The organism is Desulfobulbaceae bacterium (assembly GCA_013792005.1).
Lineage (GTDB): Bacteria > Desulfobacterota > Desulfobulbia > Desulfobulbales > VMSU01 > VMSU01.
Genome location: VMSU01000174.1, coordinates 1 through 15169 on the forward strand (window position 1 = coordinate 1; position 15169 = coordinate 15169).

Genomic DNA, 15169 nt, shown 5'->3' on the forward strand with positions numbered 1-15169 from the left:
AACCCCATGGTATATCACCATCATGGTATCATGGTTTCCCATGCTGCTCCTGATCGGGGTATGGATATTTTTCATGCGCCAGATGCAGATGGGTGGTGGTAAAGCCATGAGTTTCGGCAAGAGTCGCGCCCGTCTTCAAGATAGTGAAAGCGCCACCAAAATCACCTTCAAGGATGTGGCTGGTGTTGAAGAAGCTAAAGAAGAACTTACAGAAATTATTGATTTCCTTAAAGACCCTAAAAAATTCACTGACTTAGGCGCAAGAATTCCAAAAGGAGTTCTCCTTGCCGGTTCTCCTGGCACAGGTAAAACCTTACTGGCCAAGGCTATTGCAGGTGAGGCTGGAGTACCATTTTTCTCAATTTCAGGTTCTGACTTTGTTGAAATGTTTGTTGGCGTCGGCGCTTCACGAGTCCGTGACCTCTTTGAACAAGGTAAAAAGAATGCTCCATGCATTATCTTTATTGACGAGATTGATGCTGTTGGTCGCCATCGCGGCGCTGGCCTCGGTGGCGGGCATGACGAACGGGAACAAACCCTGAACCAGTTATTGGTCGAAATGGATGGTTTTGAGGCTAACGAAGGCGTCATCATCGTCTCTGCTACCAACCGACCGGATGTGCTCGATCCTGCACTATTACGTCCTGGACGTTTCGATCGGCAAGTTATCGTCCCTGCGCCTGACGTCAAAGGACGCGAAGCCATCCTTCAAGTTCACGCCAAAAAAGTCCCGCTGGCCGAAGAAATTGACTGGAAAATTATCGCCCGAGGCACTCCAGGATTTACCGGCGCCGACCTCGAAAATATGGTCAACGAGGCTGCACTATTGGCCGCCAGAAACAACCAAAAAACAGTTACCATGACTGATTTGGACAAGGCCAAGGATAAAGTCATGATGGGGGCAGAACGCCGTAGCATGATCATCACTGAAAAAGAAAAAGAGATCACAGCCTACCATGAGGCCGGGCACGCCCTGGTTGCCAAGCTTCTCCCCGGAACCGACCCGTTGCATAAAGTCACGATCATACCGCGTGGCCGTGCTTTAGGCTTAACCCAACAGTTACCGACCCATGACAAATACACCCATGCCAAGTCGTTTCTCTTAAACAATATCTGTATCCTTCTCGGAGGACGGGTAGCCGAAGAATTGATTTTTGATGAAATTACTACCGGTTCCGGCAACGACATCGAACGCGCCTCGGATCTAGCCCGAAAAATGGTATGTGAATGGGGAATGAGTGACAATCTTGGCCCCTTGACCTTCGGCAAGAAAGAGGAACAGATATTCCTTGGTCGCGAGATCTCCCAACATCGCGACTACAGCGAAGGAACCGCAATTACAATCGATAACGAAGTCAGAACGATCATCCTCAATGCCAACAATAAAGTAAAGACTCTGCTCACCGAGAACCTGGATAGCCTCAAAGCTATCTCCCATGCCTTGCTTGATCGGGAGACGTTGGTCCTTGAAGATATTGAGGCATTGATTGCAAGCTCCCAACCAAACAACACAGCCTCAGCTCCTGCCACAGCCTAGCTGATAACTCACTTCCTCTTATTGCTGCCAGGTGAATTTAACTATCAGAGACCAACAGATAGATCTCAGCAGCCGTGTTCACATCATGGGAATTCTCAATGTGACCCCGGACTCATTTTCAGATGGCGGCCTTTTTTTCTCAGAACGAACTATTGAGAGAAGAGGTGAACAGTTAATCGAAGAGGGGGCAGACATTATCGATATCGGGGGTGAATCAACCCGCCCCTTTGCTGCCCCCGTTTCAGTAGAAGAGGAACTTAAGCGGGTTATCCCAGCAATCAAAGCTATTCGTCGGATATCAAACATTCCACTATCCATCGACACCACAAAATCATCCGTCGCAGAACAGGCCCTTGACAGTGGCGCTGATATTGTTAACGATATCAGCGCCATGCGCTTTGACCCCAAGATGGCCATCCTTGTGCGCAATCATTGCTGCCCGGCAGTGATCATGCATATGCAAGGAACCCCCAAGGATATGCAAATCAAACCCAGCTACACCGATGTTATCGCCGAAACAATCGCTTTTTTCCGTGAACGTCTTGCCTCTCTCGGCAATCAAGGTGTAGACTTGAGTCAAATCATCATTGATCCCGGCATTGGCTTTGGCAAATCGCTGGCCCACAACCTTACCATCCTCAACAATGCAGCAGCATATCAAGTCCTCAACTGTCCTGTATTAATCGGCCACTCTCGCAAATCATTCCTTTGCTCGCTTCTTGGCCAAGACTTGAAAGACCGTGATCAGCCAACTGCTGTCATTGCCGCGCTGTTGGCCCAGCGGCAGGTATCAATTGTTCGTGTCCACGATGTCACTGGGACAAAACAGGCGCTTCAACTTGCCGAGGGCATTGCCCGCGCTTGAATCAAATATGTGACGCGGAAGCGAATAATGCCGACAAAAATCAGAATCGACCGCTTTCTGGCCTATAACCGAAGTAGAATCATTAAGGCCGTTAAATTCAAAGAGGAAAAAGCCACCCTCCTTTTCAAGGTGGTACCATTCCTCCTGCATATTAATCTCCCCGGCCTGCCAGGTTTTATTGACGCACCCTGCCCATGCGGCATAATGCGCTACAACCCCTTTCAACCTCTATCCCTGGAACAGTTCCGCAGTTATTTTTCTTTCCCTCTTGCCCTGGCAATCGATGCAGACCTGAGTTCTCCGTCGCCATGTTACATTCACTCCCTCAAGACCATCGGCAGTATCGGCACCATTGCCCAAACCGAAAAGTCAGACTGCGACTACTGGCTCAGCGTTCGCTTTGCCGACTTCCCGGAAAATGGACTTAAACTCCTTTCCCAAAAGTGCAAAATTATCGAAGAGTGGGCCATGGGTGTTGGCCATGAACTCCATTTTTTCCTCATGGATATTGACCAAACCCGTGACAACAGTTTCGAATCACGAGCCGATGACGAATCAGCAGGTTCCGCAATCAAGCTTTTGTTAAAAGACGAACTTTTCAGATCGCATATTCTTGTAGCTGGTAAAATGCCTCTCTGGTGGCTGACACCACCAGGCATGTCCGAATCGGAGTATCGCAACTTCGTTGCAGAACTGCCCGCCAAAGAAAAAATCAATATGGATAGCTTTATTGACCTTGGTTACATCTCTAATCTACCAAAAGCCGAAATTTTTGGCGCTTGTCTCTGGCAGATGAATAAAGCCCTGGACAGCCCTTTTAAGTCGGTAATCAAGTTCGCTTATCTGGAACTGCTGATGAACGATCAACAGACATTGAACCTTTTTTCCGATAGGATCAAGCAACTGGTCACTTTCCCCGAGGAGTTAAGCCCGGAGAACCGATTACCCATTGATGATATCGATCCATACCTGCTACTAGCCAAAGAGCTTGTAGCCTTCTATCAGAAAGAAGACACTGACAAAAGACGGGATGAGTTCATCAGAGGCTGCCTGTTCATGAAAACTCTGGAGGACATCAACTCGCTAAAAAAAACGAGCGACTCCTCCTCTCGTCTGAAAAAAATCACCGCCCTGATGCAGCACTGGGATCTCCTGCCATCAGATGTTGATCACTACCTGAATTACCCCTCCTGGAGCCATCAGGATCGTGTCCAAGCAGGGGCAATGGTCCACAGTTATCTTGGAGATACCTATAAACGTCTCAATTGGTACCTGAGCTCCTTCTCTAAAGATCCAGACCGAGCTGTCACTATCACAGAGGAAGATATTGCCATTCTTGGCCGTAAGTTATCCTCCTTTTACGAAAAGAAACCTAATAAGATTGACTATATTCAAAGTCTTTCCCGCGAGATGATGTTCCAGCCCACCATCGTACTCCATCTTGCCAAAATAGAAGGCCAAAACAACTTTTTCGCCTTCCAAGGTGATAATGACACCGTCATTAAAAACCCCAAGCAATTCCTGATCAAGCGCGAAACAAACCTCATCCGCTTGCTTACCTGGCTGATGGCAAACGGTATCTTAACTAATAAAACCGGTCTCATCATGGCTGTAAATGCCCCGGAACTCAACTTACAAAACATCCAACTTCTGGTCACAACTATGCTTGATTCCTTTCCCCTGGTACAATTTTCTCATATCTCTACCAGCCAACTCCTCGCCCAGGAAGTCATTCTCCGAGCTCTAGCAGTAATCAACTTCGACCAATCGCCAGTTCGTGGCGCCAAAATCATCAAGACCTCAATTATTACCACCAACAGCTATGGTGAGTATTTCTTTCACGAATATGATACGTTAGATCAATATAAAAGCGCTCTTCGTATTCTACTTACCAAACATGAAGTCAGCCGCTGGCACCACAATCTAACAGTCTTCATCCCTTCTCAACCAGAGCAGCACGCCTTGCAAGCGCTACTTAATCAATAACTGAAACCACATTAGGTTGACGGTAATCAGTTACCGGTTTACGGTTAACACATTCATGTGTCAATCATGATTCATTGGATGAAGCATGATTGACACATGAATGTTCAGCCATTTTCGGCTTACTTACCGTCAACTGTAAACTGTAATCCGACAACCTAAGCAGTTAGGGATTATTGAGCACAATTCCGGCCGTTATCTACCCCATGACCGACCTCTTGTGCAGAAAAGAAGCAGGCCCCAGGAGACGTAAAACCATGCATGAAATGTCATTGGCACTTCGCATTATCGAAGTAGCCGAGAGCGAAGCAAAAAAAGCAGCTGCCACAAGGATCTCGTCGATTGAGGTTGAGGTTGGCCGGCTGGCCGGAGTCATGGCCGAAGCACTCACCTTCTGTCTTGATGCCGCCTCCCGTGGCACCATGGCTGAAAGTGCAAAAATCGTCTTCATCACAACAGCAGGAAGCGGTCACTGCCTGGACTGCAAGCGCGACATTTCGGTAGATGAGTTCCCAGCCCAATGCCCCGACTGTCATGGGTTTGGAGTAACTATTAATAACGGGACCGAACTCAAGATTCGATCCATCAGCATTGACGACAACGAAGGGAGACAGGACAATGTGTGATTCCTGCCACTGCAACGGCAATCATGACCACCAGAATGTGACTATCCACCATCGGTCCAGCCATAGTCATAATCATAGCCAGACCGAGAAAACCATCAGGGTCGAACGTGATGTCCTGGACAAAAACAATACCTTGGGGGCAGCCAATCGAGCCTTCTTTGCCCGACAGCAGATTCTAGCCCTCAACCTGGTCAGTTCCCCTGGTTCTGGGAAAACCTCCATCCTTGAAAGAACAATCCGTGATGTTGGCAGAGAACTGACTATTTCCGTCATCGAGGGCGACCAACAAACCGTACGCGACGCAGAGCGCATCCAAGCGACTGGCGCTGAAGCCATTCAAGTCAATACCGGTACCGGCTGCCACCTTGACGCACACATGATCCAAAGCGCCTTGCCACAATTAAAGCCAACTCCCCATTCATTGCTGTTTATTGAAAATGTCGGCAATCTAGTATGCCCTGCTCTCTTTGACCTGGGCGAGGCTGCCAAGGTAGTGATTATCAGCGTTACCGAGGGTGAAGATAAACCCCTCAAGTATCCGCACATGTTCAGGGCCGCCTCAATCTGCGTGATCAATAAGATTGACCTTCTTCCCTATCTTGATTTTGACCTTGCCCTCTGCAAAGAACTGGCACGGCAAGTCAACCCTGAGTTGATTTTTTTTGAAGTATCAGCCAAGAATGGAGACGGCTTTGACAACTGGTATCACTGGTTACGGCAGGAATTTTTACTGATAAACACCGTTGAAAACAGCTAAACGACGTCGAATTACTATCAACGGGATTGTTCAAGGGGTCGGATTCAGACCCTTTGTCTCCAGATTAGCACACCGTTACAGCCTTGGCGGCTTTGTGACCAACACCAATCATGGTGTGCTGGTCGAGATCCAGGGCGAAAACGATTCCATCGAACACTTTATTCTCGATATCCGCGAGCAAACTCCTTCCCCTGCCGTCCTGTATGATATCGTCATCACCACACTTGCCCCAAACAACGACACAGGTTTTACCATCATGCCCTCTGACCCAAGCGGGTCAGCATCAACCCTAGTCTGCCCTGACCTCTCTCTCTGCAGCGAATGCCTGCGAGAACTGTTCGACCCACATAACCGCAGGTACCGTTATCCCTTCATTAACTGCACCCATTGCGGACCTCGATTCACGATCATCACCAGCATCCCCTATGATCGCCCGGCAACATCCATGGCCTCGTTTACCATGTGCCCGGCCTGCCAAAATGAATATGACGATCCACACGACCGGCGATTCCATGCTCAACCCAATGCCTGCCCAGTATGCGGACCGCAGGCTCACCTCTGCAACAAAGAAGGACACTTGATTGCCGATAAGAACGAGATCTTCCCAACCGCCGCCACCCTTCTGGCCCAAGGTGCGATCCTGGCAATCAAAGGGTTAGGAGGATTCCATCTTGCAGTTGACGCCGAAAATCAGGAGGCCGTCACCCGTCTCAGAAACCGCAAAGGCCGCCAGGATAAACCCTTTGCCCTGATGGTAGCAGACCTGGCCATGGCCCATACCCTCTGCCACCTTACCCCCGAGGATGAGGTGATCCTTACGTCATGCCAACGTCCAATCCTTCTGGCCCATCGCCACAGTTCAGCGTCAGTGTGCACAGGAGTGGCGCCGTCAATGCCGGAACTTGGTCTGATGCTCCCATACACACCTCTTCACCATTTGATATTCAACTCTTTTCGCAAACCACTGGTTTTGACTAGTGGCAATCGGAGCGAAGAACCACTCTGCATCGACAATAACGAGGCCTTCTCTCACCTCAAAGATATCAGCGATGCTTTCGTGATCCATAATCGGGACATTGTCTGCCGCGCTGACGACTCTGTTGTCATGACTTCTCGGAACAATCACCTGATCCTGCGTCGCAGTCGAGGGTATATCCCGGCCCCCATCCAGATCAAAAGTGATGGACCTCAAATTCTCGCCGTCGGCGCTGAACTGAAAAACACCATCTGTCTGCTCAAGAACAACTATGCATTCCTGAGCCAGCACCTGGGCGATCTCAAAAATCTCTCCGCTGCTTCTTTTTTTAGAGAAACACTCTCTCGACACCTCACTCTCTTTGCCGGCCATCCGAAATTAGTGGCCCACGATCTTCACCCGGGCTATCTTTCCAGCCGCTGGGCTCGTGAGGAAAACACCCTGCCGAGCCTGGCAGTCCAGCACCACCACGCCCATCTCGCAGCCTGCCTGGCAGAAAATCACTATCCAGATCCAGCCATTGGAGTCATCCTTGATGGCACCGGCTATGGTCCAGATGGCACCATCTGGGGCGGAGAGGTTTTGGTCGGTGACTTTTCCGAATTCACACGGTACGCATTTCTTGAACCCATGCCTCTCCCTGGCGGAGATGTGTCCATTCGAGAACCGTGGCGAACTGCAGTGGGCTACCTGACCACACTATTCGGCGCCGACCTCCCCAACCTTGCCTTTTTGGATAACCATAATTGGCAGCCTATAGCTGAAATAGCTCAAAACCGCCAATACTCACCGTTAACCAGCAGTTGCGGACGCCTTTTTGATGCAGTTAGCGCCATGGCGGGTGGACGACAGGCAATAACCTATGAGGCGCAAGCAGCAATCGAACTGATGAATATCGCCGATCGAACCACGAATCACAGTTATGAAATCAACCTACAGAAAATCAAGGAAGGATACATGATGATGATCACACCCTTACTCCACCAGATCGTCTCCGATATTCAACACGGCGCCAGTCTGGCAAGCATCAGCGCCTCATTCCATCAAACCTTGATTAACCTTCTCACTCAAACCGTGCTGCTCGCATCAGAGCAAACCAACATAAAAACAGTAGCACTCTCTGGAGGAGTCTTTACCAATCGTCTCCTCCATGACGGATTGCGAGATCGGCTAACAGCGAGAGGACTTACCGTCCTCAGCCACTCCCTGACCCCACCCGGCGACGGCTGCATTGCCCTGGGGCAGGCTATCATCGGACGACATCATTCAGACTCATGAAACTCTTAAGAAGTACCTCTGGCACGATAAAGAAATCTCTCACCTCAGACCTGTTTACTCTTCAGTTCAATGTCCACCCGAAAAAGATCGCACCATCCAATCAAATCAGAATCATTCATTTTTCGTAACTACACAGGTTAACGGCAATCAGTTATTGATGGCGTCGCAAAAAGTCCGATCTACTGCGTTGCGTGGCGGTTTTGCTCGTTCGGCATACCAGATGTATGGCCTCACTCACAAAACACACCCCGCGCCTCGGAGTCTCTCTTCGATCGCTTACCTGTATATCGCACCTTTTGCTTAGCCATCCCCGGACTTTTTGCGAGATTGTCAGTTATTGGTTTACGGTTAAAAGAATCATGGTTAGTCATAAATCATCGCATGACACTCAATGTCAGTGTGTCCTTAGCCATTGGCAGGGTCCAATCACCGTCAACTGCCAACTGTCAACCGTAAACCTACAACCTGAGCAGTTACCATTTTTCGGTTGTCAATAGGCAAACAACCACAGCCTACCGCCTGAATAATTACCCATCTTTAATGATTGTAAACACCAGACAAATAGATTATTCTTTTTGTTACTGTTAACAACAGGCTTGTTTTCCGGCAGAAAAATGACTCAGAACAACATCAGTACTATCACCACAAAGCCCAAGAAGGAAATCCCCTCCGGGCTGAAATATTAATAAATGACTCAAATTAGAAAAATTTATGGAAGCCGGTTTCATGGCTGAAAGGATTTTGATTGTCCCTTGTGCAACACAAGTTTTTTTCGGCTTGCGCGTTGAGAATAGCTGCCGCTTACTGCCGTCCTACACGGTCATAATCCCGTTCATACAACAAGACCATCATGCTTAACAAACGTAAATTTTCGGGACATGAATCTATCGATTCCACTCCCGGTACTCTTCTGATCGTCGATGACGATCCTATTAATCGCCAGGTCCTCCGTTGTCTCTTCGAGCTGGAGAGTTATCAAATCATTGAAGCGGTGAATGGCCAGGATGGCCTTAATCGAGCCCTCGCCGACCGTCCAGACCTTATCCTTCTCGACATCATGATGCCTGGTCTTGACGGATACGACGTCTGCAAGGCGTTGTCACAAGATGAAGCAACTGCATCGATCCCGGTGATCATGGTCACGGCGCTCAGCAGCGCCCAGGACGAAACCAAAGGCCTTGACGCCGGAGCTGTCGATTTTATAACCAAACCTTTTAATCCCAAAGTTATCCAGGCTAGAGTGCATGCTCACCTCCAACTAAAAAGGGATCGTGACATCCTCGCCAACAAGTCCGCAAGGCTCGAACTCAGCAACCGCCTGCTGGAGCAGGAGATTGAGGATCACTTGGCTACAGAGGAAGCCCTGAGCAAAGCTCGAAATGACCTCGCCCAATTCAGCCGCGTCCGCGAAGGGGTAATCAAGGATCTGTTTCATGCCATGTGCGAAATGCTCTCATCCCGGGACATGTACACCTTTGAACACGGCCTGCGCGTTGCATCCATAGCCAGACTCATCGGTGAAGACATGAAATTATCAGCTCATGATATCGAAGCGCTGGAACTCGGTTGCATGCTCCACGATATCAGTAAGGTTGCGATCCCCGATGACGTACTACTCAAGCCCGGCCTTTTTAACACCCAAGACCGTAAAATCATGATGATGCACCCGGCCTTGGGCGCAAAAATATTTTCTCGCCAGGCCTGCGACCCAGATATCATTGACATTATCCATCACCACCACGAACGCCTGGATGGCAGCGGCTACCCCGATCAACTTCGGGGGGATCAAATTAACCACCTCACCAAAATCACCATGGTGGCTGACAGCTATGAAGCCATGATCGCCCGTCGCCCATACAAAAAGGCAATGACACGAACCAATGCTCTGGCCCGTCTGCAGCAAGAAGTAGAGAAGGGCCGCCTTGATGGAGATATTGTTGCCAGACTGGTCAAGGTAACCGAATCATGGGATCCTCTTGCCATCAATCATGATTTTCATGATGACAGCACACGAGACCTGGAATTATTTCGCAAAAAAACCTACTTCAAAGAACCGCTAAGCGACTTCTACAACTACCGTTATCTCTTCTATCTCGAAGAAGTCGGCCTGCTTGAGAGCCACAGCGGCTACACTATAACCAAAATCTCATTTACCAGCCTCGACCAGATCAACAAACAGCACGGCTACCTTATCACCGACCAGGTCATTGACGAAGTGGGCATGAACCTCTACGAAGCAATCGACAAATTGAATGAACACCTGGAGTGCATTACTATTTTGCTGAGAAAAGGGACCACCTATCTCCTCTACACCAATTGCCAGGACGACACGATCAAACGGCTTGACCTCGACATCAACACCTGCCTGCAACGATTCTCCGATGAGTGGCATGGCACAACCCAACTCACCACGCAGCATTTCAATGAACACCAATCAATTCAAGACGCCATCTATCAAATGCTCGACCACACCGGTTAACACACAGGCAAAGAGTTGACCGCAAATCCCTTTCCCGGCACAGGAGCCTTGAGTTGCTGCTGCGCCACCAGGTCCCGAAAAATCCCCCCCTGCCTCATCAACTCTTGGTAGCTCCCCTGCTCGGCAATACGGCCCTGATCAAGGACAACAATCCGATCTGCATCTCGGATTGTCGACAGCCGGTGGGCGATCAAGATGCTGGTCCGACTGCGGATAGTCGCCCGCACCGCCCTTTCAACCAGCATCTCGGTCATGGAATCGATATTAGCGGTGGCCTCGTCCAGAATTAAAATCCTGGGATCTCGAACCAGCACCCTGGCCAGAGCCAAGAGTTGCTTCTGCCCGGTAGAAAACTCCCACCCGCCCTCTCCGATCACGGTGTCAATCCCCGCCGGCAGGCGGCTTGCCACCTCGGTTAATTGCGCCTTTGCCAGAATGGTCCCCAGCGCCTCATCACTAATCGCCTCACCCAGGCAGATATTTTCTCGCAATGAGCCAGGGATCAGCAACACATCCTGGATCACCATCCCAATCTGTTGCCTGAGCCAGCGCAGGTCAAAATCATGGAGCATATTGCCATCAATACTGATCGTTCCGTGCTGAGGGGAATACAGCCGCTCCAATAAGTTAATAATAGTCGTCTTGCCAGAGCCAGTAGCGCCAACAATAGCAATGGTCTCTCCCGCCTGGATGTTCAGGTTGAAACCGGCCAGTATCCACTCCGGTTCCTGATACGCAAAATGAACTTCGGAAAAACATATCTCGCCCTGGAGAGAGACTCCTCTCTCGTTCCCATCGGTGATCGCTGGAGCACGATCAAGGAGTTCGAAGATACGCTCGGCAGAGGCCATGGCTGATTGAATAATAGAATATTTTTCCGAAATTTCCCGAACCGGCTTGAAAAAAAGCCGCATATAAAAAATGAACGCTGTGAGATCACCGAAGGTCATATGAAGTTTAAGGACCTGACCACCTCCATACCAAATAATCAGGGCTATGGCGACTGCACTCAGAACCTCAATAAAGGGGACAAAGATGGCAAATATCTTAATCTGTTGCAGATTCTTTTGAGTATAATCCTGATTCTCCTGCCTGAACCTAGCCACAGCGTCATCTTCCCGCAGAAAATGCCTGATCAAGGCAACCCCAGCTAAAGACTCCTGCAGGAATGAGTTAATGATTGCCAACTGAGTACGAATCGCCCGAAACACCTTTCGCGCCATTCGACTGAACACCACCAAATTGAGGATGATCAATGGCACCAAGGCAAGCATCATCAAGGCAAGTCGCCAATTGACTGTCATCAAGATGACCAGAATAGCCACGAACTGAACACCATCATTGAACAGGGTAACGATAACCGAGGTGAACATTTCGTTCATATTCTGGATATCGTTACTTAAGCGCGTAACCAGCTTCCCAGTAGGCGTCTTATTGAAAAAGGCAAGATCCTGCTTTAATAAGTGGGAAAAGAGATGCTGACGCACCCGGTGCATAATGTTTTGGCTGGTCCACTCAAGAATCGTGGTTTGAAAGAAACTGGCGATAAACCCCATAATCACCATTACGATAAAGATAGCAGTCATCTGCTGCAGACCGACAAGGCGGGCCGTGCGCGTAATAGAGTCATCCATGATAAATCGATCAATGGCAATTCGAACCAAATGAGGGAGTACCAGACCGGTGGCAATTACGATCAAGGCCAGGAGGATAGCGATAATCATTCCTTTAGCCTGGGGTCGGATGTAGGAAAACATCCGCCGCCAAAGATGACGATCATGCAATTCGCCAAGGGTATCCTCCTCGAAGAAGCCAAAATTATGCTCCATGGCTTTTCCCCTTGGCACTACACCCTGCCTGTTTATGGTATATCGTCTGGTAATAAACGTTTTGAGCCAACAGGTGATGATGACTACCCACCCCGGTAATCATACCACCTTCAAGCACTGCCACCTCTTTCGCCCCGGCAAGTTGAGCCAATCGATGCGAGGCCATGATCACAATGGCCGAACGTGCATACTCCATAATAGCCGCGAGGACCTGCTGTTCGGTCCCTGCATCAATCGCGGACAGACCATCATCAATAATCAGAACAGGCGCCTTGGTGAGCAGGGCTCGAGCCAGAGATATCCTTTGCCGCTGTCCTCCAGACAATTTGACGCCTTTTTCTCCAATCCGACTCGCATACCCTTGAGTGAATTGACGAATCTCATCATCAATCCCAACAGCACGAGCAACGCTCTGAATGTCATCAGCCGTAGCCTCTGGTCGACCAAAACTGATATTGGCGGCAATGGTATCAGAGAAGAGAAACGGTTCCTGAGGTGCGTAAGCGACAGACTGGCGATACCAGGCCAGATCAAGCTGGTTCACATCCTGTCCATTGACGAAAACGGAACCTGCCGGAACAGGATAGAGCCTGGCTAATAGATGACACAACGTGCTTTTTCCCGATCCGGTTGGTCCCAAAAGACCAAAGAGCCCAGAAGAAAAATCTAGATTAATGCCCTGTAACACAGCTGAGGCCTGTCCAGGATAGACAAAATCAAGTGAGCGAAGCTCTATCAATGAAACAGACACCGTCGGAACAAGGCCAGGCCCTCCGACCTCAAAAGAAGGACGTTCATCTAAGATTTCCTGAATACGGGCCAGAGAGGTCACTCCTCGCTGAAAGAGATTCGCCACCCAGCCAATTGCCATCATCGGCCAGACCAACATGAACAGGTAGCTAATAAAAGCGACAAAATCACCAATAGTAATTGTGCCGTTGATGGCCATCCTGCCCCCAACAATAACCACCAGCAGCAGACTGATATTGGCAACCAACCCGGATATGGGAAAGAGAAGGCCTTGAATGGTGGCAACCATCATGGCATGCTTGATGTAAGTTCGTCCCAGACGATCAAAGCGCTCGGTTTGATCTTTTTCCCGAGTATAAATTTTGACCAGTCGCATGGCATTAATTGTGCTGCGGGCCATCTCGGTAATCCCGGAAAACGTCTCCTGGACCGTGCTGAAACGCTTATGGAGACGAGTAGAGAGTATCTTGGTCAGAGCTGCCAAAAAAGGCAACGGGCTAAGGGCAATCAGAGTAAGTTCGGGGTTAATATAAGCCATGAACGACAAAACCGCCGCAGTCATGATCACAGCATCAACCAGCGAGATCAAACCCATGCCCAGCGCCAGTTGCACCGAGGCCAAGTCGTTGGTGGCCAAGGCCATCAGTTCGCCGGTACTACGACGCTGAAAAAAAGGCCGATCAAGGGTCATCAGGTGGGAAAAGAGTTGATCACGAAGATCCCGCTCCATGAAACGGGAGAATCCTAAGATCAAATTTCGCCAGAAATAACGAAAAACAGCTACGCCAAAGGCGAGCACGACGATCACGACTCCCCACTGAAAAAGGGCAGATTGCCCACCTGCACCGCGCTCAATGCCGTCGATACTGGACTTAATGACCCTGGGAATCAGAAGTTGGCACAAATCAACACCGATCAAGGCCAAGATGCCTCCGGCAACCCATAGGCGATACTTCACAAAATGAGGTCGAAGCAGAGCAAAGGAGTGCGCTATCTGCCCTGAAAGTTCAGGGTTGGTGGATGGTTTGATGGAGTGATTCTCCTTCATTATAGAGAGTGATTACAGCCTGTATCAGAATCAACACTCTGAATAAGTTGACACAACTCGGCAAAAGACTGGACGGCAAAAATCTGATTGCGGATGGTGGCGCCATTATGCGCGCCTTTGAAATAGCGGATAGCTGTACTTTTGATTCGGCCAAGCATCCGATCAGCAGGAAGAAATTGCTCGATAAGCGATAAATGTCGGATCAGGGCTTTGGTCCGCACGACCATGGTGACAGGCAATTGCTCGGGAGAGAATATCCATGGAGCGCCCAGGGCAGCGCGACCGATCATTACTCCGTCGCAGCCAGTGACTGACATCATCTCCCTACCCTCCTCAATGGAGGCCAAATCGCCGTTGCCGATGACCGGGATGGAGACAGCTCGTTTGACTGCTGCAATCACCGACCAGTCCACCGTGCCGCCAAAACCGTCAGACCAGGTCCGGGCATGAACCGTAACCGCAGCCGCCCCGGCACCTTCGGCCATCCGGGCAAACTCCGGGGCATTGATCCGGTCATGGGTCCAGCCGGAGCGGAACTTTACCGTCACCGGCTTGTCGGTATTCGCTACAACCTGCCGAATAATCTGTTCCGCTAGGAGTGGGTACTTCATCAGGGCCGACCCAGACAATTTCTTGACCACCTTCTTGACCGGACACCCCATATTGATATCAATTATGTCAATGGGATGACTATTCACAAGAGCGGCAGCCTGCCCCATAACCTCGGGTTCTCCCCCAAAAAGCTGGATGGCCACCGGTCGCTCTTCCGGGAGACTAAACAACATGGCGTGGGTCTTTTCCTGCTGATAGGTAAGGCCATGACAGCTGATCATCTCGGAAAAGCAGCACCCTGCCCCATACTCACGGCAGAGCAAACGAAATGGCAGGTCGGTATATCCTGCCAGAGGAGCAAGTATGAATGGATTATCAAGTAAGACTGAACCGATACGCATGAATAAGAAGCTAAAAGCAAAGGAGTGACGAATGTCACTCCGGAAAAAAAAGAGGGGCACGACAAGTCGTGCCCCTATGGATGAAAAT

10 protein-coding genes are annotated in these 15169 nt (G+C 49.7%); 7 read left to right on the top strand and 3 right to left on the bottom strand.

All coding sequences use genetic code 11. The annotated features are described in order from the left end of the window. From hflB to FP815_11150, 7 genes are all read left to right on the top strand, one after another. Positions 1 to 1537 (top strand): ATP-dependent zinc metalloprotease FtsH (hflB, locus tag FP815_11120; protein MBA3015483.1); only part of this gene is annotated, 1537 nt, incomplete at its 5' end. A gap of 85 nt (positions 1538 to 1622) precedes the next feature. Further along, positions 1623 to 2402 carry a dihydropteroate synthase gene (gene folP, locus FP815_11125; protein MBA3015484.1) on the top strand — a complete coding sequence of 260 codons (780 nt, stop codon included), beginning with the start codon at positions 1623 to 1625 and terminating at the stop codon, positions 2400 to 2402. A gap of 27 nt (positions 2403 to 2429) precedes the next feature. Beyond that, a complete protein-coding gene (locus tag FP815_11130; protein MBA3015485.1) occupies positions 2430 to 4388 on the top strand; it encodes an adenylate cyclase in 1959 nt (652 codons plus the stop codon). A gap of 254 nt (positions 4389 to 4642) precedes the next feature. Continuing rightward, complete coding sequence (gene hypA, locus FP815_11135) at positions 4643 to 5011, top strand: hydrogenase maturation nickel metallochaperone HypA (GenBank protein MBA3015486.1); 369 nt, start codon at positions 4643 to 4645, stop codon at positions 5009 to 5011. Then, on the top strand, positions 5004 to 5768 hold the full coding sequence (hypB, locus tag FP815_11140; protein ID MBA3015487.1) for a hydrogenase nickel incorporation protein HypB: 765 nt from the start codon (positions 5004 to 5006) through the stop codon (positions 5766 to 5768). The genes hypA and hypB overlap by 8 nt, the downstream gene beginning before the upstream one ends. Continuing rightward, positions 5755 to 8022, top strand: coding sequence for a carbamoyltransferase HypF (gene hypF, locus FP815_11145; GenBank protein ID MBA3015488.1), 2268 nt, complete (start codon positions 5755 to 5757; stop codon positions 8020 to 8022). Before hypB ends, hypF begins: the two co-directional genes overlap by 14 nt. Before the next feature lie 850 nt (positions 8023 to 8872). Beyond that, positions 8873 to 10501 (top strand): response regulator, encoded by a 1629-nt coding sequence (locus FP815_11150; GenBank protein ID MBA3015489.1) that lies wholly within the window; start codon positions 8873 to 8875, stop codon positions 10499 to 10501. On the opposite strand, the gene FP815_11155 is transcribed toward FP815_11150, so the two are convergent. From FP815_11155 to dusB, 3 genes are read right to left on the bottom strand one after another with little or no spacing between them, the layout of a single operon-like run. Next, the gene (locus tag FP815_11155; GenBank protein ID MBA3015490.1) at positions 10498 to 12330 is read right to left on the bottom strand and encodes an ABC transporter ATP-binding protein; all 1833 of its coding nucleotides are present in this window, start codon (positions 12328 to 12330) and stop codon (positions 10498 to 10500) included. The genes FP815_11150 and FP815_11155 overlap by 4 nt on opposite strands. Continuing rightward, complete coding sequence (locus FP815_11160) at positions 12320 to 14128, bottom strand: ABC transporter ATP-binding protein (GenBank protein ID MBA3015491.1); 1809 nt, start codon at positions 14126 to 14128, stop codon at positions 12320 to 12322. The genes FP815_11155 and FP815_11160 overlap by 11 nt, the downstream gene beginning before the upstream one ends. After that, on the bottom strand, positions 14128 to 15081 hold the full coding sequence (dusB, locus tag FP815_11165; protein ID MBA3015492.1) for a tRNA dihydrouridine synthase DusB: 954 nt from the start codon (positions 15079 to 15081) through the stop codon (positions 14128 to 14130). The genes FP815_11160 and dusB overlap by 1 nt, the downstream gene beginning before the upstream one ends. Positions 15082 to 15169 lie beyond the last annotated feature (88 nt).

Coding starts and splice junctions, on each gene's coding strand:
- folP (MBA3015484.1), top strand. CDS start 1,623: ATGGGAATTCTCAATGTGACCCCGGACTCATTTTCAGATGGCGGCCTT.
- FP815_11130 (MBA3015485.1), top strand. CDS start 2,430: ATGCCGACAAAAATCAGAATCGACCGCTTTCTGGCCTATAACCGAAGT.
- hypA (MBA3015486.1), top strand. CDS start 4,643: ATGCATGAAATGTCATTGGCACTTCGCATTATCGAAGTAGCCGAGAGC.
- hypB (MBA3015487.1), top strand. CDS start 5,004: ATGTGTGATTCCTGCCACTGCAACGGCAATCATGACCACCAGAATGTG.
- FP815_11150 (MBA3015489.1), top strand. CDS start 8,873: ATGCTTAACAAACGTAAATTTTCGGGACATGAATCTATCGATTCCACT.
- FP815_11155 (MBA3015490.1), bottom strand. CDS start 12,330: ATGGAGCATAATTTTGGCTTCTTCGAGGAGGATACCCTTGGCGAATTG.
- FP815_11160 (MBA3015491.1), bottom strand. CDS start 14,128: ATGAAGGAGAATCACTCCATCAAACCATCCACCAACCCTGAACTTTCA.
- dusB (MBA3015492.1), bottom strand. CDS start 15,081: ATGCGTATCGGTTCAGTCTTACTTGATAATCCATTCATACTTGCTCCT.